We start from the raw sequence: 17,625 nt of genomic DNA, 5'->3' as shown, positions 1-17,625 counted from the left end.
CGACTGGCTGCGCCACTATTTGTTGTCGTTGACCGGCTCGGACTTGGTCCGCACGTCGGCGATCATTGTGCGCACGACCTTGATCTTGACCCCGGTGGCGATTTCCACTTCCAGGTCTTCGCCGTCGACAGCCTTGGTCACCTTGCCCACGACACCGCCATTGGTAACGATCGTATCGCCGCGTTTGACGGCCGCCAGCATGGCCTGATGCGTCTTCATCCGCTTCTGCTGCGGGCGGAAGATAAGGAACCAGAAAATGGCGATAAGCAGGATGATGGGAATAAAGCTGGAAATAAAGTCCATCCCGGAGGGTGCTGCGGCACCCTGGGCAAAAGCTGGCGTAACGAACATTAAGGCACTCCGTAGCGGTCTGCTTGTCAAAGCAGGACTGATTGTCCCATATAGGGACGCTTGCGGTTTTGGGCAGGTATACTCCTCCCAAAAAATCGCGCGGACTATACTAGCGGGCCCGGCGAAAGGCAAAGCCTATCGGGCACTTTCAGGGACTATTCTCCAGTGGAAAATACAGACCAACTTTCGGCCATTTCCGCGTCGCTCGAAAAGATCGCGCGCACGCTCGACACCATGGCCGGAACCACCGAGGCGACCGCCCGGATCGAGGACGGCATAAACGCCTATCTCTGGGATGGCGCAGATCACATCCTGCGTCCCGTGCGCGCCGTCAATCGCATCCCGCTCGCCCTGCTCGAAGGCGTTGCGCACCTGCGCGACATCCTTTACGACAACACCCTCGCCTTTGCCCGCGGCCACGGCGCCAACAATGCGCTGCTCTGGGGCGCCCGCGGCATGGGCAAGTCCTCGATGGTCAAGGCGATCCACGGCCACATCGAAACATCAGGCGAACCGGGGCTTTCCCGACTCATCCTCATTGAGATCGCCCGCGAGGACATCGCCACCCTGCCCGTTCTTCTGCGCTTTCTCGTCGACCGCCCCGAACGCTACATCATCTATTGCGACGATTTGAGCTTCGATCGCGACGAGTCGAGCTACAAGGCCCTCAAGTCCGTCCTTGACGGTGGTCTGGAGGGCCGCCCGGCCAACACCCTCTTCTACGCCACATCAAACCGCCGCCATCTGATGCCGCGCGACATGATCGAAAACGAGCGCTCGACGGCAATCAACCCCAGCGAAGCCGTCGAGGAAAAGGTTTCGCTTTCGGACCGTTTCGGTCTCTGGCTCGGCTTTCACAATTGCGACCAGGATACCTACCTCGCCATGGTGCGTAACTATGTCGCCCATTACCGCATCGAGGTCGCCGAGGCCGAATTGCGCGCCCGGGCCATTGAATGGTCCGCGACTCGCGGGTCCCGTTCCGGCCGTGTCGCCATCCAGTTCGTGCGCCATCTCGCTGGCGTTAAAGGCAAGTCGATCTCCTGAGAAACGAAGGGGCCGGCCCTCCTGGACCGGCCCCAACAAGGAGCATTGCCTACCAGTATTTCTGAAACGGTTTAGCCGGCCAGAAGCGGCATCGGATCGACCGGCGTCGCGCCCTTGCGCAGCTCGAAGTGCAGCTGCGGGCGGCTGACCGAACCGGTCATCCCAACTGTGCCAATGGCATCGCCACGCGATATGGTGTCGCCCTTGACCACGCCGATTGTGTTGAGGTGCGCATAGGCCGAAACAAAGCCATTGGCGTGCTTGACCAGCACCAGATTGCCATAGCCCTCGACTGCGTTCCCCACATAGATCACTTCGCCGTTTTCGGCGGCCCGCACCGAAGTGCCTTCCGGCGCTTCGATATTGATGCCGGTGCCCCTCGAAGCGGCGAAATCGGTGATGACCCGCCCCGACAGCGGCCAGCGGAACTTGTCGCTGGTCACAGAAGCGGTTGCCGCTGGCGTTGCCGGCTGCGCGGGCACGGCAGCGACCTGGGTGGTCGGCGCGGCCGGAGCCGGCGTTGGCGTCGGGGCCGGAGCAGCAGCCTGCGTGTTCGCCGGCTGGGTCGCTGTCGTGCCCGAGGGCGTGGCCAGCGAATTCTGTGTACTCGAAACCGCGGCGACCTGCTGGGTCTGCCCGCGCTGGGCCAGAAGGTCGGGACGGCCTGGAATGACAAGGCTCTGGCCAACCACGATCCTGTCGGGCGAGCTGATATTGTTCGCGGCGATGATGTCGGTCGCGCTCACATCATAGCGCCGGGCGATCGTATAGAGCGATTCACCCGAGGCGATCGTGTGCTTGTAGGTATCGCCCTGCACCACGCCGAGCTGCGGAGCGCTCGGTGCGGCAGACTGGGACAGAGTTGACGAAGGAGAGGATACTGCGGCGGTTTGTGCAGGCATGGCTTGGGTACTCGTTACTGACGACGGCTGCAAAGCGGGAAGATCCTGGGAGACGACAGCCGACTGCGTACCGACCGGCGAAGCGGTCGTCCGGTCGATAAGGACCGGCCCGGTATTGGCAACCCCGACACCCCCGCCACCGATATTGGCTGGAGGAAGATACGCCGGCATTGCCTGACCCACTACGGCACCACCCATCCGCGAGGTTGATCCCGTCACCGTGGGATCGCTTCCGAAGGGCCCCATCGAGGAACATCCTGCCAACACAAGGGCAGCAACACTCATCGCAAGTGCGGAACCGGTATTGCGCAGATTGAAACCCGTTACGCTCAAGGTCATGGAAAATGCCTGTCAACTCGTCTACTCAATGAAAATTAGAGTAGACTTGTTAAGGTAAAGACGAACTTAAAGTCCGTCGCTATTTGGGAAATGCTGGTTGCGTGCCCGTCCGGGGCTGAGCGGCGGCAGGCGTACAGTGCCCGTTTCGGTCTCGATAAAGCTGTCATCGGCCCGCTCGATCCGCAGGATCGCCTGCCTGTCCGACGCCGCGCCAACCGCCATCACCGCGATTCCCCCGTCGGCAAGCTGCTCGACAAGCTCTTCGGGCACTTCGCTGACCGACCCGGTCAGAAGAATGCGCTCGAACGGCGCCTGCTGCTCCAGCCCTGCCAATCCATCCTCGTTGAGTCCGACGATGTTGGTATAGCCCAGCCCCTGCCAGCGCACCCGCGCGTGGCTGGCCAGCACCCTGTACTTTTCGATTGAGAACACCCGCCTTGCCATCCGCGACAGCAGGGCCGCCGAATAGCCCGACCCCGTCCCCACCTCCAGCACCTTGTTTGTCCCCTGCGGCGCAAGCGGCACCAGCAATTGCGCGAGAAGCCCCGGCGCCGTGATCGACTGCCCGCATTCGATGGGAAGCGATGATTCACGATAGGCATACTCGCCGAAATCTTCAGGCACGAATTTTTCGTGTGGAACGGTCTCGAAGGCGCGCAGGATGTCGGGGTCGGTCACACCGAGCTGGCGGAGGTTCAGGATCAGGCCGGCCCGCGCTTCCCAGTAATCGGTCAAACGCCCCGCCCCCCTCGTTTACGTCCGCGCGGGACCCGTAAACGGCAATCGGCCTTCATGGCGCTGGACGAACTCCATATCGGTCTGCTGCAGCATGAGCGGGGTCACCGTGATCGCCTTGTCTTCATGCAGGATATGGAAATCCGCGCCCGCGTCCAGAGGTTTGGGCGTGCTCAGAATCGTCACGAAATGCTTGCCCGGATTGTCGCTGGCGTACAATTCGAACGGCGAATGGGCGAATCGCTGATGCGGCACCAGCCGGATTCCACTCACCTCATGGGGTGCGCAGATCGGAAAATTGACATTGAAATAGGTGTCGCGCGCGCCCGCAACCTCGAGGATCGACCGAATGGTTTCCGCACCCAGTTCTTCGGACGGCGCCCAGTCGATCTCATCGCGCCCATGGTCGTAATCCATGGCCTGGCTCAAAGCGATCCCGATCGCGCCATGCAGCGCCCCTTCCCGCGCACCCGCCGCCGTCCCCGAGCAATGCATGATATCGCCCAGATTTTGCCCGCGATTGACGCCGGACAGAACGATATCGGGCCGCTTGTCCTTGAGCACATGGGTAATCCCCGCCACCACGCAATCGGCGGGCGTCCCGTCGAGCGAAAATATCCGCCCGCCCCGGGCCTCGATCTCGATCTCATAACCGAACGTCATCCTGTGCCCGGTGCCGCTCTGGTTATTGGCCGGGGCTACCACCCACACATCGTCGGAAAGCGCCTTGGCGATGCCGAGCAAGACAGCCAGGCCCGGCGCGTCCACACCATCGTCATTGGTCAGCAAAATGCGCGGGTTGGCTTTCATCCGCCGATCTTTTCGATCCCGCCCATATAGGGACGCAGCGCATCGGGAATGGAGACCGATCCATCCTCGTTCTGGTAATTCTCCATCACCGCGATCAGCGCCCGTCCCACGGCAACGCCCGAGCCGTTGAGCGTATGGACGAATTGCGGCTTGCCGTTTTCGTCGCGATAGCGCGCATCCATGCGCCGCGCCTGGAAATCGCCGCACACCGAAACCGACGAAATCTCGCGATAGGTATCCTGCCCCGGCAACCATGCCTCGATGTCATAGGTCCGCCGCGCCCCGAACCCCATATCGCCCGTGCACAACTGCATGACGCGGTAATGGATACCGAGCCGCTTGAGCACCTCCTCGGCGCATGCCAGCATCCGCTCGTGCTCCTCGGCCGATTTATCGGGCGTCGTGATCGACACCATCTCGACCTTGTTGAACTGGTGCTGGCGCAGCATACCCCGCGTATCGCGCCCCGCCGATCCCGCTTCCGAGCGGAAACACGGCGTCAGCGCCGTAAAGCGCAGCGGCAGTTCTTCCTGGCTCAGCATCGATTCGCGCACCATATTGGTTAGCGGCACTTCCGCCGTCGGGATCAGTGCCAGCCGCCCTTCGCCATGCGCTGTGAAAAAGAAGTCGCCATCGAACTTGGGCAACTGGCTGGTGCCATACATCGCCTCGTCCCGAACCAGATAGGGCGGCACGACCTCGGTGTACCCGTGCTGATCCACATGCAGGTCGATCATGAACTGCCCAATCGCCCGCTCCAGCCGAGCGATCTGCCCCTTGAGCACCACGAACCGGCTGCCCGAGAGCTTGGCGGCGGTTTCGAAATCAATTCCGCCCATCGCTTCGCCGAGCTCGTAATGCTCCTTTGCCGCAAAGCCAAGATTGGGCTTGCCCGGCCGCGTCGCTTCGGATTCATTGGCCCGGAAATAGGGAACGTTGTCGGTCTCGTCTTCGCCCTCCGGCACGCCTTCGGCCGGCAAATTGGGGATCACCGACAGCGCCCCCCGAATCTCCTCGGTCAGCGTCTTCTCGCGCGCTTCGAGTTCGCCGAGCTTGTCCTTGAGGCCCGACACCTCTGCCATCAAGTCTTGCGCCCGCGCCTCGTCCCTTTGCGCCTTGGCCTGCCCGATCAGTTTCGATGAGGCGTTGCGCTTTTCCTGAACCGCATTGAGTTCGGCGACCACGGCGCGCCGCTCATCGTCGAGCGCAACAAGGGACGCGGAAACCGGATCCATCCCACGCGTCTTGAGCGCGGCGTTGAACGCCTCAGGATTTGCACTGATCCACTTGATATCGAACATTTTGGGCTGGTCCGCTAAAGTGTTTCCAGGATAGGTGGGAACCACTTATCCGGTTCGGAAACGCGACAAAACAAAAACATTAGAGCAACCGAGGGGATCCGAAGCTCCCGCCAGCGAAATGCTCTAAAAAAAGATACGGACAGTGCCTAGCCGAGCCCGGCGCCAAACTCAAGGACCGGTTAGCTTTCCAGGTCCTTGGTCAGCTCGGCCTCGCGCTCCAGCCGGCGCTTTTCGACAACGCGTACGGCAAACACCGAAAGCTCATAGAGCAGCAGTAAGGGGATCGCGAGCCCGATCTGGGAAATCGGATCGGGTGGCGTCAGGAATGCCGCAATCACGATGATCGCCACGATCGCGTATTTGCGCCATCTCTTGAGGTTGTCGACCCCGATCAACCCGATCTGCGCCAGGAGGGTCAGAATAACCGGCAACTGGAAGCACACCCCGAACGCCAGCAGCAGCGTCATGATCAGGCTCAGATATTCTGAAACCCGCGTCACCATCTCGATGGAAACGCCGTTCGGGTCCGTCTGTTGCATCCCCAGGAAAAAGCCCAGCGCCAGCGGCATCACGCCGTAATAGACAAGCGCCGCCCCCACCAGGAAACAGATCGGCGTGGCAACCAGATAGGGCAGAAACGCCATGCGCTCGTTCTTGTAGAGCCCGGGCGCCACAAACGCGTAAATCTGCGAGGCGATAACAGGGAACGCCAGAAATATGGCCGAAAACAACGCCACGGAAAGCTTGGTGAAAAAGAACTCCTGCGGCGCTGTATAGATCAGGCGCACCGCCTCGGGGCTCCCGGCTGCCGCGATGAACGGGCCCAGCAAAAAGCTGTAAATCTGGTCAGCGACGAAAAAGCACAGGATGAACAGCACGGCCAGCGCGATGATCGAATAGATAAGCCGCGTCCGCAATTCCGTCAGATGCTCTATCAGCGGTGCTTCGCTGGCTTTGAGTTCATCTTCCTTGGGCGTGGAACCCGCGATTTTCTCTTGCGCCTGGGTCATTTTTCGCTGCCCGTCTCGGCCGCCGCCCTTTTGCGCGCCGGCGTCGTTTTTCGACCCGTGGTCTTGGTTGCCGCTGTCTTGCCCGCACCCCCCTTCTGGGAGGCGGGCTTGCCGTCAGCCTTTTTTTTCGTCGAAGATTTTGCAGCCGGCTTCGGCGCGGACTTTGCCGCTGCCGCCGGCTTGGCAGCTTTGGTGGCCGCCTTGCCGCCCGTGTCCGCGGTAGTGGCGGTCGATGTCGCCGCCTTGCGAGGCGCGGCCTTGACCTTGGTTTTGGCCGGGGCGTCGGCAAGCGGCGCGGGCTGCTCGGCCGCTGTCGTGGCCGCGTTGGCGGGCTTGGCCACCGTTTCGCTCACCTTGGCGCGCAGAGCCGCCGAAGCAGCAGACGGGTCAGCCCGCGATGGCGTCATCCCGGCCTGCGCGTGGATCGCATCGACAACACTCTCCTCGCCCGTTTCGGGGGGCTTGAGCTTGCCTGTCGGTTCGACCTTGCCATTGCGGATCGAATTGAACTCGCGGTTGATTTCCGCGCTGGTCTGCTTGAGCGGCTCCGAAATCGCCTTCTTGGCTTCGGCGATCTCGTCGGCGGCAATGGCCTTGTCGATTTCCCGGCGGAAATCATTGCCCATGCGCCGCACCGTGCCCATCATCCGGCCGACATTGCGCATCATCATCGGCAGGTCTTTCGGGCCGACGACGACAAGCAATACGATGCCGATAACGAGCATCTCGCTCCAGCCAAGCCCCAGCATGCCGATCTATCCTTGTTTGAAAGCTATGGCAGGAAAGGCGCTCTTAGGCGTCTTTCCGCCTCTCAGCTTCCGTGGTCTGGTTGAGCGTGGGCTCAGCCTGACCGGGCTTCTGGTCGATCGTGGCCGTCGGCTTGTCATCGGGCGTATCGTCTTCGGACATGCCCTTGCGGAAGGCCTTGATGCCGCCTGCGACTTCGCCCATCAGGCCGGAAATCTTGCCGCGCCCGAAAAGCAGCAGCACGACAATCGCGATTACCAGAAGTCCCCAGGGTCCGGGATTCATTGTTGTACCTCCTAATTGCCGGCTCGACCCTCAGGCCGGGCGGCAGATGTGTCTGGCCCACAGATATTGATTATTGGCGGCGAAAACAAGGATGCAGTGCGCTCTTGTTCGACCATAATCGTCGCGGGACCCCGCTACCCGATCAATCTTCGCTCTCGGTTTCGGCATCGCCCTGATCGTCGGGGTCGAGCGGGTCCTCGTCCTCGCGCAACGCCCCGTCGAACGGCATGGGCACGGTAAAGCTCGGCGGCACGCGGCTCGAGAGCAGCCCCGCCCCCTTCAATTCCTCCAGCCCCGGCAGGTCACCGAGATTTTCCAGCCCGAAATGGTCGAGAAACGCTTCGGTTGTGCCATAGGTCACCGGACGTCCGGGCGTGCGCCGCCGTCCCCGCATCCGCACCCACCCGGCCTCCATGAGCACGTCGAGCGTCCCCTTGGAAATCGAAACGCCCCGCACCTCTTCGATTTCCGCCCGCGTCACCGGCTGGTGATAGGCGATGATCGCCAGCGTTTCGAGCGCCGCCCGCGACAGGGGCCGCGTATCGGTTTCCTCGCGCCGCAACAGGAAATTGAGATCGTCCGCCGTGCGGAACGCCCATTTCGACCCCCGCTGCACCAGATTGATCCCCCGCCCCGCATACCGCGCCTGCAGCGCGTCGATCAGGTCGCCCACATCGGCCTCATCGGACAAAAAAGGCGCAACGTCGCGCAGGTCGACCGGCTCGGCCGAGGCAAAAAGCAGGGCCTCGAGAATGCGCAAATTGCGCTCACGCACTTCGGGCGCGTCGTTCTCCATGGCACTCATTGCGGCTTTTCCCCCTGCCGCCGGCGCATCAGCAAGGGCGCGAAGGCTTCCTGCTGGCGCAACTCCACCTGCCCCAGCCGCACAAGTTCGAGCGATGCCGTAAAGCTCGATGCCATAGCCGTCGCCCGTTCTTCGGGCCGCGCCAGATAGTCAGCGAGATAGGTGTCGAGCGAAACCCACTCAAAACTCTGGCCGATCAATCGCTCCAAGATCTCGCGCGCCTCCTGCAATCCCCACACCGTCCGCTGATGGGGTGAATATTCAGCCGGAATACCGCGTTCGCGCTGCGCCGCATAGGCCCGCAGCAATTGATAAAGATCTGCTTCCCACAGCGCATGCCGGGTAATCGAAACCGGTTCGGGCATCCCGCGCGCAAAAACGTCGCGCCCCAGCCGTGAGCGATTGAGCAGCCGCCCTGCCGCATCGCGCATCGCTTCAAGCCGCGCCAGCCGGAATTGCAGCAGCGCCGCCATTTCCTCGCCGCTCGGCTCGTCGTCATCGCTCTGCTGGGGCACCATGAGCCGGCTTTTCAGATAGGCCAGCCAGGCCGCCATCACCAGATAATCGGCAGCCACCTCGATCCGCTGCTGTCGGATCGTCTCGATGAACGCCAGATATTGTTCGGCCAGCGCCAGCACCGAAATGCCCGACAGATCGACCTTCTGCTTGCGCGCAAGGTCGAGCAGAAGGTCCATCGGACCTTCATAGCCGCGCACGTCCACATGCAGCACGGCATCGGCCTGCGCAGGCTCGGGCGTCTCGGTGAACCATGGATCGGAAGTCTCGGCCATATCCCGCCGCTGGCAAAGCAAAAGTGGGAAGCACCATTGCCACTCCCCTCGGTCTCGTCAAGGCGCGACAGATAATCCCAACCAGGTTGCGCGGTCGGTTAGGTCAGGGTGAGTCGAAAATGGCAATCATCGAGAACCGGAGCGGAGCTACTTGCAGGCCACCATCGCCTAACTGACCGCGCAACTTAGTTGTTCAGCACGAAACAGTCCCCACCCTGCCCCTGGATCGCCGTACACACCGAATTGGCCTGGTCGAAAGTGGGCTGCGGCAGACGAACCCGATAATAGATGCCGCGTTCGCCAAGATCGACCTGGCTGACTTCCGGGGTCGCCCCGTTGAACAGCGCGCCATAGCGCGCCTGCAGCGAGGGAATGTCGGCCTGCGCATCCGCTTCGCTGCGTTGCGATGACAATTGCACCCATGCCCCGACATTCGACGTCGGCGTAGAAGCAGCAGGTGCCGGAGCGGCCTGCGCCGGCGTGGCAGCCGCCACGGTCTGGGTTGCAGGTGCCGCCGTCGCAGCCGGCGTCGTGGTTTGGGCTGTCAGTCCGGCCGGACGCGGGATCGGACGCGGGGCATCGGCGCTTTCGGTTGTCGCCGCCGTCCCGCTTTCATCTGCGATTTCGGCAAGGCCGACCGCCGGCGTGGCCCCGGCGACACCGGCCTCGGGCGCGGTTTCGCTTGCATCCGCCCCCGGAACCTCCGGCTCGGCAAAAGCTGCGGCTTCGCCATCGGCCATGGCAAGCGCAATCGCTTCCCCGATCGGATCGGAGGTCAACGTACTGTTGGGAACAGCCGGCACATCGGGTCGTTCGACCGGCAAAACGTTCGAACCCGCAACGCTGTCGGTTGCCTGGACGATCGTGCCGTCGGGCCGCACCGTCACCGTGCGCACCGGACGATTGGCCAGCGCCGTCTCGCCCTCTTCTGGGGCCAGCACTTCGGCGACCTGCGCCCCGCTTGCGCCATTGGTCTGATCGCGGGACACCAAAGCCTCGTCTTCCGGCGCCGTGCTGTTGCCCTCGATCTCACTGAACACCACGGATTCGCTGGCCGCTGACTCGTTCTGTGACGGAGGAGCAACTTCCTTGAGCGGCGAGGCATCTGCCGTCAGAACCGGCGCTTCGCCCGGGCCGCCGGGACCCGTAAAGAAAGCGAAATAGACCCCGCCGATCAGCGCGAAGATCACGGCCCCTGCGGCAACCGGCAGGACAAAACCGCCTGGTCTGCGGCGCGAGCGCCTCGGTGCGAACTCTTCCTCGGCGTAGGCTCCCTCCGCGTACTCTTCATCCCTATAGTCGGACGATCCCATTTCCGCTTCGGGCTCCGCTCGCGGCGTCACCGGCGAGGCAAATAACGGATCGGGAATGAATTGCTCCTGGCTCGGCTGCGGCTCGAACACGGGCTCTGGCCGTTCCTCGGCCTGATGGGGCGAGGCTGCCACCAACCAGTCTTCAGGATCTTTTGCCGGCTCGACGCGGCGCACCGGAGCCCCCGTGGCTGCCGCGGCGGCAAGGATCGCCGATTCCGCTGCATCAACAGCGGCATCGGTTTCAAAATCATCGAGAAAGCTCGATTTCACGCGGCGCCCGGCCGGCAGTCCGCTATCGCCAGAATTGGCGCGCGCGGCTTCCCCGATCAGCGCTTCGATGTCGCCGAGCGGATCGCGTTCCTGCGCTGCGGGCGCAGCGTGGGAAAAGCCCTCATCGGAATGCCCATAGTCGGCGTAGGGCGCCGCCGCTTCAGGTTCGGCGGGAAGCGGATCATCGCGATTGGCCCAGTCGTCCTCTTGCGAATAATCGCTTTCGTAGGTCTCGACTTCCGCATCGGCGATCAGATCGGCAATCGGGTCACCGGACGATCGTTGATCGTCAGCACCGGCCTGCTGCGCGGTCCCAAAACCGAAATCGAACACCGGCATCGTGTCGCTTTGCCCGGCCTCCGGCGTCGGCTCGGCGCGTTCGACTTCGTCTTGCGCTGGCAGATCCTGCGAGGCGCCGAAACTGGGCTCGGCCCCGTAAAAATCGTCCTGCGCGGGCTGCTCCGGTTCGGGCTGGGCCCAAATTTGGGGCTCGTGCTTGTGGGCGCTGGCCGGCCCAGCCGCCGTGCGGGCATCCTGCGCCACCAGCCGCGCAAGCTCGGCGATCAGGTCATCGGAATCCTGCCCGGCCGCCGGCGGGATATGCTTGGTGTCGTTCATAGAGCAGTGCCCCGAAAATCTTTCGCTTTAACTTGCCTTGATTGCGAGCATGTCCACAGAACTGTTCACAGCAATGCGCCGTAATTATGAAAGCTCTTGCGGTGCACTCACGCCTAAAAGATCAAGGCCGTTACCGAGAACCCGGCGCACGCCATCCACAAGCGAGAGTCGGGCCAGTGTCAGTTTCGGGTCACTATCGTTAACAAAGCGTAAGCCGGGGTCTTCCTTGCCCTTTCCCCAGAAGGCGTGGAACTGCGCGGCAAGCTCGTGCAAGTAAAAGGCAAGTCTATGCGGCTCGTGCGCCCGCGCCGCTGCTGCCACCTGCCGCGGCCACGATCCGAGCAGCCGGATCAGCTCGATTTCGTCTGCCGTCGAGAGCAGCGAAAGCTCGGCCCCGGCCAGCGCCGCTTCTGACGTATCGAGGTCCGGCAAATCGCGCGCCGCGTTGCGGAACACCGAATACGTCCTTGCATGAGCGTACTGCACATAGAAAACCGGATTGTCCTTGCTCTGCTCCTTGACCAGCGCAAAATCGAAATCGAGCGGCGCATCGTTCCGCCGGAACAGCAACATGAAGCGGGTTGCGTCCACGCCCACTTCTTCCACTACATCAGCAAGTGTCACCAAGTCTCCCGAACGCTTGCTCATTTTTACCGGCTCGCCATTCCGCAACAGCTTGACCAACTGGCAAAAGCGGACATCTGCCGATGCCTTGCCACCCGAGACGGCCTTCACTGCCGCCTCGATCCGTTTGGCGTAACCAGCATGGTCGGCGCCCAGAACGTCGATCAGCGTGGTAAAGCCGCGCAGCACCTTGTTGCGGTGATAAGCGATATCGGCGGCAAAGTAGGTATAGCTGCCATCCGATTTTACCAGCGCCCGGTCCACGTCGTCGCCAAACTCGGTGGCGCGGAACAGTGTCTGCTCTCGGTCTTCCCAATCGTCGGGCAACTGGCCCTTCGGCGGCTCCAGCCGCCCTTCATAGACCAACCCCTGCTCGCGCAGCCAATCGAGCGTCAGGTCAATATCGCCACCCTGCCCGTGCAGCGTCTTTTCCGAAAAGAACACGTCGTGCTCGATATTGAGCTTCTTCAGATCCGCCTTGATGAGTTCGAGCATGGCCGCCAGCACATGCTGCTTGACCGGCGCCAGCCATGCCTCTTCGGGCTTGTCCAAAAGGGAATTGCCGAACTCTTCCACGAGAGCCTGTCCTACAGGGATCAGGTAATCGCCCGGATAGAAACCCGACGGAATTTCGATAGTCTCGCCCAGCGCCTCGCGGTAGCGCAAGAAGGCCGATCGGGCCAGCGTATCGACCTGCGATCCGGCATCGTTGATGTAGTATTCCTTGGAAACCTCGTAGCCCGCATACGCCAGAAGCGAGGCCAGCGCGTCGCCATAAACGGCGCCCCGCGTATGCCCCACATGCATCGGCCCGGTCGGGTTGGCCGAAACATATTCGACATTGACCTTCTCGCCCTGCCCCACGTCGGCCCGCCCGAAATCATCGCCGAGCTCGGCAATCGAGGACAAAACCTTATGCCAGACGCTTTGCTGCAGCCGGAAATTGATGAACCCTGGCCCGGCGATCTCGACCGAAGCCACATCGGCATCGCCCGAAAACCGCTCGGAAATCGCCGCGGCGACCTCGCGCGGGTTCTTGCCCAGCGGCTTGGCCACCACCATCGCGGCATTGGTCGAAAGGTCCCCATGGGCGGCATCGCGCGGCGGCTCGACGACGACGCGGGCCAGCAACTCGCGATTGTGGGCCAGCTCGGGAAAACTCGCGATCAGCGCATCGGTGACGCGCCCTTCAAAAAGGGCAAACACATCCATCTCAAGGAACCTATGGGTATACGAAGGAAAACAAGCGCTGCGGTTACCGGAATTCCGGTCTTTCGTCAAACAAGCGCCTGTGTTCCTCGAGCGCGAAGGGGTCGGTCATCCCAGCCACGAAATCGCAGACGATTCTCGCCCGCGCCGCCGCCGAAACTGCAGCGCTATAGGCCAACCCCCAACGCCCCGGCATATCCCCATCGGCGATATAGGCATCGAACAGCCGCCCCACCACGGCTTCGCTTTCGCGCACCGGGCCCATGACCCGCGCGTCGCGATAGACCTTTGCGAACATGAACGCCTTGAGCTCGGTCTCATCGTCCGCCATCTCGGTGGGAAATCCGATCAATGGCCGCCCCGCATACCGCACGTCGTCGGCGCTTTGCGGCCCCGCCGCAATCAGCCGCTCGGCGCTTTCAGCGATCACCGCCTCGATTGTTCGGGTAATCAGCCGCCGCTGCACCTCGTGGATCTGCCGCCCGCGCTCCAGCCCCGGCCACATCTCGATGACCTCGCGCGCAATCGGCCCCACCAAGGGCACATCGACAAGATCGTCGATCACCACCAACCCGGCCCGCACCGCATCGTCGATATCGTGGCCGTTATAAGCAATGTCGTCGGCAATCGCCGCCACCTGTGCCTCCAGATTGGCATAGGTGGCGGGCAGCAAGTCCTCGCTGGCCGGAATTTCAGCTAGAGCCACGTTGATATCCTGGCCGTGCTCCGATGCGTCTCCGATCACCGGCCCATTATGCTTGAGGATACCTTCGAGCGTTTCCCAGGTCAGGTTCAGCCCGTCATGCTCGGCATAGCGGTTTTCCAGCACACCAACCACGCGCAGCGCCTGAATATTGTGGTCGAACCCGCCCAGTTCCGTCATCTTTTCCGAAAGCACCCGCTCGCCCGCATGCCCGAACGGCGTGTGCCCAAGGTCGTGCGACAGCGCCACGGCCTCGGCCAGATCCTCATTGAGCCGCAGCGCGCGGGCAATCGAACGCGCGATCTGGCTCACTTCCAGCGTATGGGTCAGCCGCGTGCGGAAATGCTGGCCCTCATGGTGGAGGAAAACCTGTGTCTTGTGCTGCAGCCGACGAAAAGCCGTCGAATGGATGATCCGGTCCCGGTCCCGCTGGAACTCGTTGCGCGTCGGGCTGGCCGAAGGCCGATAGACCCGCCCCCGTGACCGTGCCGGGTCGGCTGCATAAACCGCGTGCATATCACTCATGTGGAACAGCCCCTTTTCATCGTCGCTCTACGATCTTATGTTGAGGCAACATGTTTCAAGCCAAAGCAGCGCCATGACCGACACCCAGCTATCACCAACCGAGGTCGTTTTGACAGAGCGCGCCGCCAAGCGGATCAACCGCATCCTGTCAAAGGAAGAGCCCGGCACCGTACTGCGCATCGCCGTAGCGGGCGGCGGCTGCTCGGGTTTCCAGTACGAATACAACATTGTCAAGGAAGACCCCACCGAAGACGATCTGGTCCTTCAACGCAATGGTGCCACCGTTTACATCGATTCGATGAGCCTTGAATTCATGGGCGGCGCCGAAATCGACTTCGTGGACGATCTGATCGGCCAGTCCTTCCAGATCAAGAACCCCAACGCTGTTGCCTCCTGCGGCTGCGGCACCAGCTTCGCGGTTTGATCGCCGCGGGCGAGCGGGTTATTGTTGCCGTCCATTCAAAGGACGGCCCCAATGAGAATCGCTACCTGGAACATCAACGGCATCAACGCACGCCTTCCGGCTGTCCTCACCTGGCTCGACGAAACAAAGCCCGACATCGTCGGACTCCAGGAAATCAAATGCCTCGATGAAAATTTCCCCCGCGCAGAGTTCGAATCGCGCGGCTACAACGTCGAGACCCACGGCCAGAAGAGCTTCAACGGCGTCGCCCTGCTCTCCAAGATCCCCTTCGACGAAGTCCATCGCGGCCTGCCCGGCAATGACGAGGACCCGCAATCGCGCCTGATAGAAGGCGTGTTCTCCACCGAGGACGGCGGTGTCGTGCGCGTGTGCAACATCTACCTTCCCAACGGCAATCCGGTCGATACCGAGAAATTTCCCTACAAGCTGGGCTGGATGGATCGCCTCTACGATTTCGTCGAGCAGCGCCTGGCCTATGAGGAACCCTTCGTGCTGATGGGCGATTTCAACCTCATCCCCACCGGCTTTGACTGCCACGACCCCTCAGTATGGTGGGGCGACGCGCTGTTTAGGCCCGAGAGCCTGGAAAAATGGCGCCGCATCGTCAATCTGGGTTTAACCGACGCCCTGCGCGCCACCACCGGCGAACAGGCCTTCACATTCTGGGATTTCCAGGCCGGCGCCTGGCGCCGCAACGCCGGCATCCGCATCGACCATTTGCTGCTTTCCCCCCAGGCCGCCGACAGGCTCACCGGCGTCACCGTCCATAAGGACACCCGCGGCTGGGACAAGCCCTCGGACCACGTCCCCGTTGAAGGCGATTTCACCCTCGCTGGCCGCTCCGCAAAGGCCGCCTGATCAATCAGAATTCGGCGAACTGGCCCCCGAGCGTATCCGCCGCCCGCAGGGCCGTTTCAGCCTGTGCCGGATCGGCATGTGCCATGGCGCTTTCGGTCAATTCACGGATCCAGCCCTCGTCGCTCGTGCCGAGCGCTGAGCGATAGGCGATATTGAGCCACATCAGCCCTTCGACCGGCTGCGCCTCGATCCCGTTGCCCACCACCAGCATTTCGCCCAGCCGCGCTTGTGCGCCGGGGTGCCCCTTGCGAGCGGCCAGCGACAGCCAGCGCGCGCCCTGCAGCGGGTTCACACCGAACCCCTCGGGGCTCAGATAGAGCATGCCGACGCGGAACTGCGCATCGGCATCACCGAAATAGGTCGCCGCGTGCATCAGCAGCGTCTGGCCGCGCGAGGCGTCCTCGGGAATGCCCGCATCGGGCACCCCGTGCATGTAGTAATCGCCGATCTTGACGAAGGACTGCGCCACGATATCCGCATCGAGCGAACTCGGCGGCGCGTCCGCATTCTCGTTGGCGATGCGCGAAAAATACTGGAATGCCTTGGCGGGATCCTTCTGAACCCCGGCGCCCGTTTCATACATCGTACCAAGCTGCCACAGCGCTATGGGCTGGCCGGCATCGGCCGCCCCTTCGAGGGCGGAAACCAGATTGTCGCCGCTCAATTCGGTGGCCGTCACGCCATCGAGCATCTGGGCCAGTTCCTGGGCGGCATCGAGCGCGCTCTGCGCCTGCGCCGGCAATATGGTGCCGAGCGACAGCAGAGCCGAACAGGTCGCAGCCAGAGCGAACGCAGTACTCCTGACTATAGGCATAACACACCTTCTCACGCCCCAGTCACGCAGCCGTCGCGCCACGCCGTGCGCGCCCGCTGCCGGGCCGGGAACCTTCACCGTATTGTTGCAAACGGCAGATCGTGTGTCCGCCGCCACCCTGTCAAATATTGTTGCTTGTTCATTCGCTTCCCGCCCGGCCCAACGGGCCAGAACGGCAGTGAACGTCCGAACCGCCAACGGCAGTTCATATGTTTGATTGACGTTACGATAGCGGCCCATTGTGTCGGCAATAGAGCGATTGTCTGCCGCCAAGATGGCAACATTGCTGTATGCCGCTCGGTCGAAAAATTCGCTGCAATGGGACGAACCGGTTGCCATCTCTGTCCTGCTTCTTGCCCGTTTGCGGGAAATTATCCCACATCGGGCATGGTCCGGCAGGCATGACGGCTCTGTGCGCAATTGTGCGCATCAAACACCATATCCACCCGCCGCCAGCCTTTCTCCGGCTGGTTTAGGGTAAGATTGTGGCATCGTCCCTTAGCAAAGCGTGACTGCGCATGGCATGATCGCGAGTCTATGGAGAATGTAGCAAAATTGTCACAAGTGCGTGAAGCGCCGGTGGCTATTGTTCTGAAGGGGATTGGAAAATGGCGCTCAAGCGGATGGACAACATGGGGATCGTCGTCGAGGACCTCTCCACCACTATCGATTTCTTCACCGAACTCGGCCTCGAACTTGAAGGCCGTGCCGCCATCGAGGGGGAATGGGCAGGACGGGTCACCGGCCTTGGCGATCAGCATGTCGAGATCGCCATGATGCGCACGCCCGATGGCCACAGCCGCCTCGAACTCTCCCGCTTCATCAGGCCCGCTGTCGCCGCCGATCACCGCACCGCCCCGGTCAACGCCCTGGGCTACCTCCGCGTCATGTTCACGGTGGACGATATCGACGATACGCTTGACCGCCTGCGCACCCGCGGCGCGCAGCTCGTGGGCGAAGTCGTCCAGTATGAAGACGCCTATCGCCTTTGCTACATCCGCGGCCCCGAAGGATTGCTTATCGGCCTTGCCGAGGAGCTGCGCTAGGGCATATCCAGCAAAAGTGGAAACGGTTTTGCGGTTCGAACACGCGACAAAACAAAGGCTTAGAGCGCTTCCAGGATAAGTGGGCACCACTTATCCGG

The 17,625-nt window shown here is 62.2% G+C and carries 18 protein-coding genes; 4 read left to right on the top strand and 14 right to left on the bottom strand.

Features of this window, described 5'->3' with window-relative positions:
- Window positions 1-15: 15 nt before the first annotated feature.
- Entirely contained in the window at window positions 16-351 is a 336-nt protein-coding gene (gene yajC, locus ACP148_RS07760; RefSeq protein WP_421950356.1) for a preprotein translocase subunit YajC, read from the bottom strand.
- Window positions 352-516: 165 nt separating this feature from the next.
- Between yajC and ACP148_RS07755 the strand changes: the two genes are divergently transcribed.
- Window positions 517-1,398 carry an ATP-binding protein gene (locus ACP148_RS07755; protein ID WP_421950355.1) on the top strand — a complete coding sequence of 294 codons (882 nt, stop codon included), beginning with the start codon at window positions 517-519 and terminating at the stop codon, window positions 1,396-1,398.
- A 71-nt stretch (window positions 1,399-1,469) separates the two neighbouring features.
- Here the strand turns inward: ACP148_RS07755 and ACP148_RS07750 are convergent, their stop codons facing one another.
- From ACP148_RS07750 to ACP148_RS07695, 12 genes are all read right to left on the bottom strand, one after another.
- Complete coding sequence (locus ACP148_RS07750) at window positions 1,470-2,639, bottom strand: peptidoglycan DD-metalloendopeptidase family protein (RefSeq protein ID WP_421950354.1); 1,170 nt, start codon at window positions 2,637-2,639, stop codon at window positions 1,470-1,472.
- 66 nt (window positions 2,640-2,705) lie between these two features.
- Window positions 2,706-3,374: a protein-L-isoaspartate(D-aspartate) O-methyltransferase gene (locus ACP148_RS07745; protein WP_421950353.1), complete on the bottom strand. Its 669-nt coding sequence runs from the start codon at window positions 3,372-3,374 to the stop codon at window positions 2,706-2,708.
- 18 nt (window positions 3,375-3,392) lie between these two features.
- The gene (gene surE / locus ACP148_RS07740; RefSeq protein WP_421950352.1) at window positions 3,393-4,184 is read right to left on the bottom strand and encodes a 5'/3'-nucleotidase SurE; all 792 of its coding nucleotides are present in this window, start codon (window positions 4,182-4,184) and stop codon (window positions 3,393-3,395) included.
- Window positions 4,181-5,485, bottom strand: coding sequence for a serine--tRNA ligase (serS, locus tag ACP148_RS07735; RefSeq protein WP_421950351.1), 1,305 nt, complete (start codon window positions 5,483-5,485; stop codon window positions 4,181-4,183). The genes surE and serS overlap by 4 nt, the downstream gene beginning before the upstream one ends.
- 179 nt (window positions 5,486-5,664) lie before the next feature.
- Complete coding sequence (tatC, locus tag ACP148_RS07730; protein WP_421950350.1) at window positions 5,665-6,495, bottom strand: twin-arginine translocase subunit TatC; 831 nt, start codon at window positions 6,493-6,495, stop codon at window positions 5,665-5,667.
- Window positions 6,492-7,244 carry a Sec-independent protein translocase protein TatB gene (gene tatB / locus ACP148_RS07725; RefSeq protein ID WP_421950349.1) on the bottom strand — a complete coding sequence of 251 codons (753 nt, stop codon included), beginning with the start codon at window positions 7,242-7,244 and terminating at the stop codon, window positions 6,492-6,494. The genes tatC and tatB overlap by 4 nt, the downstream gene beginning before the upstream one ends.
- Window positions 7,245-7,287: 43 nt before the next feature.
- Window positions 7,288-7,527, bottom strand: coding sequence for a twin-arginine translocase TatA/TatE family subunit (gene tatA / locus ACP148_RS07720; RefSeq protein ID WP_421950348.1), 240 nt, complete (start codon window positions 7,525-7,527; stop codon window positions 7,288-7,290).
- 142 nt (window positions 7,528-7,669) lie between these two features.
- Window positions 7,670-8,332, bottom strand: a complete 663-nt coding sequence (gene scpB / locus ACP148_RS07715; RefSeq protein WP_421950347.1) for an SMC-Scp complex subunit ScpB — start codon at window positions 8,330-8,332, stop codon at window positions 7,670-7,672.
- A complete protein-coding gene (locus ACP148_RS07710) occupies window positions 8,329-9,123 on the bottom strand; it encodes a segregation and condensation protein A (protein ID WP_421950346.1) in 795 nt (264 codons plus the stop codon). The genes scpB and ACP148_RS07710 overlap by 4 nt, the downstream gene beginning before the upstream one ends.
- Window positions 9,124-9,308: 185 nt before the next feature.
- The gene (locus tag ACP148_RS07705; protein ID WP_421950345.1) at window positions 9,309-11,324 is read right to left on the bottom strand and encodes an SPOR domain-containing protein; all 2,016 of its coding nucleotides are present in this window, start codon (window positions 11,322-11,324) and stop codon (window positions 9,309-9,311) included.
- 84 nt (window positions 11,325-11,408) lie between these two features.
- Complete coding sequence (gene argS / locus ACP148_RS07700) at window positions 11,409-13,160, bottom strand: arginine--tRNA ligase (RefSeq protein WP_421950344.1); 1,752 nt, start codon at window positions 13,158-13,160, stop codon at window positions 11,409-11,411.
- Between the two features lie 43 nt (window positions 13,161-13,203).
- Entirely contained in the window at window positions 13,204-14,376 is a 1,173-nt protein-coding gene (locus ACP148_RS07695; RefSeq protein WP_421950888.1) for a deoxyguanosinetriphosphate triphosphohydrolase, read from the bottom strand.
- 82 nt (window positions 14,377-14,458) lie between these two features.
- Here ACP148_RS07695 and ACP148_RS07690 point away from each other — a divergent pair, with 82 nt between their 5' ends.
- Together ACP148_RS07690 and xth are read left to right on the top strand one after the other, a co-directional pair.
- Complete coding sequence (locus ACP148_RS07690; protein WP_421950343.1) at window positions 14,459-14,809, top strand: HesB/IscA family protein; 351 nt, start codon at window positions 14,459-14,461, stop codon at window positions 14,807-14,809.
- A gap of 51 nt (window positions 14,810-14,860) precedes the next feature.
- Window positions 14,861-15,667 (top strand): exodeoxyribonuclease III, encoded by an 807-nt coding sequence (gene xth / locus ACP148_RS07685; protein ID WP_421950342.1) that lies wholly within the window; start codon window positions 14,861-14,863, stop codon window positions 15,665-15,667.
- 4 nt (window positions 15,668-15,671) lie between these two features.
- Here xth and ACP148_RS07680 read toward each other — a convergent pair whose 3' ends face one another.
- Window positions 15,672-16,481: a tetratricopeptide repeat protein gene (locus ACP148_RS07680; RefSeq protein ID WP_421950341.1), complete on the bottom strand. Its 810-nt coding sequence runs from the start codon at window positions 16,479-16,481 to the stop codon at window positions 15,672-15,674.
- A 608-nt stretch (window positions 16,482-17,089) separates the two neighbouring features.
- On the opposite strand from ACP148_RS07680, the gene ACP148_RS07675 reads away from it, so the two are divergent.
- Window positions 17,090-17,527: a VOC family protein gene (locus ACP148_RS07675; protein WP_421950340.1), complete on the top strand. Its 438-nt coding sequence runs from the start codon at window positions 17,090-17,092 to the stop codon at window positions 17,525-17,527.
- Window positions 17,528-17,625: the final 98 nt, after the last annotated feature.

This window comes from Pelagibacterium sp., assembly GCF_965249125.1.
In the GTDB taxonomy this organism is placed as follows: domain Bacteria; phylum Pseudomonadota; class Alphaproteobacteria; order Rhizobiales; family Devosiaceae; genus Pelagibacterium.
This window is presented reverse-complemented; position numbering and strand designations above follow the sequence as displayed.

Excerpts from the sequence above, each read along its gene's own strand:
- tatB (WP_421950349.1), bottom strand. The coding sequence starts at position 7,244 with ATGCTGGGGCTTGGCTGGAGCGAGATGCTCGTTATCGGCATCGTATTG.
- ACP148_RS07680 (WP_421950341.1), bottom strand. The coding sequence starts at position 16,481 with ATGCCTATAGTCAGGAGTACTGCGTTCGCTCTGGCTGCGACCTGTTCG.
- surE (WP_421950352.1), bottom strand. The coding sequence starts at position 4,184 with ATGAAAGCCAACCCGCGCATTTTGCTGACCAATGACGATGGTGTGGAC.
- tatC (WP_421950350.1), bottom strand. The coding sequence starts at position 6,495 with ATGACCCAGGCGCAAGAGAAAATCGCGGGTTCCACGCCCAAGGAAGAT.
- argS (WP_421950344.1), bottom strand. The coding sequence starts at position 13,160 with ATGGATGTGTTTGCCCTTTTTGAAGGGCGCGTCACCGATGCGCTGATC.
- ACP148_RS07675 (WP_421950340.1), top strand. The coding sequence starts at position 17,090 with ATGGCGCTCAAGCGGATGGACAACATGGGGATCGTCGTCGAGGACCTC.
- ACP148_RS07710 (WP_421950346.1), bottom strand. The coding sequence starts at position 9,123 with ATGGCCGAGACTTCCGATCCATGGTTCACCGAGACGCCCGAGCCTGCG.
- scpB (WP_421950347.1), bottom strand. The coding sequence starts at position 8,332 with ATGAGTGCCATGGAGAACGACGCGCCCGAAGTGCGTGAGCGCAATTTG.
- yajC (WP_421950356.1), bottom strand. The coding sequence starts at position 351 with ATGTTCGTTACGCCAGCTTTTGCCCAGGGTGCCGCAGCACCCTCCGGG.
- tatA (WP_421950348.1), bottom strand. The coding sequence starts at position 7,527 with ATGAATCCCGGACCCTGGGGACTTCTGGTAATCGCGATTGTCGTGCTG.
- ACP148_RS07695 (WP_421950888.1), bottom strand. The coding sequence starts at position 14,376 with ATGCACGCGGTTTATGCAGCCGACCCGGCACGGTCACGGGGGCGGGTC.
- serS (WP_421950351.1), bottom strand. The coding sequence starts at position 5,485 with ATGTTCGATATCAAGTGGATCAGTGCAAATCCTGAGGCGTTCAACGCC.
- ACP148_RS07690 (WP_421950343.1), top strand. The coding sequence starts at position 14,459 with ATGACCGACACCCAGCTATCACCAACCGAGGTCGTTTTGACAGAGCGC.
- xth (WP_421950342.1), top strand. The coding sequence starts at position 14,861 with ATGAGAATCGCTACCTGGAACATCAACGGCATCAACGCACGCCTTCCG.
- ACP148_RS07705 (WP_421950345.1), bottom strand. The coding sequence starts at position 11,324 with ATGAACGACACCAAGCATATCCCGCCGGCGGCCGGGCAGGATTCCGAT.
- ACP148_RS07750 (WP_421950354.1), bottom strand. The coding sequence starts at position 2,639 with ATGACCTTGAGCGTAACGGGTTTCAATCTGCGCAATACCGGTTCCGCA.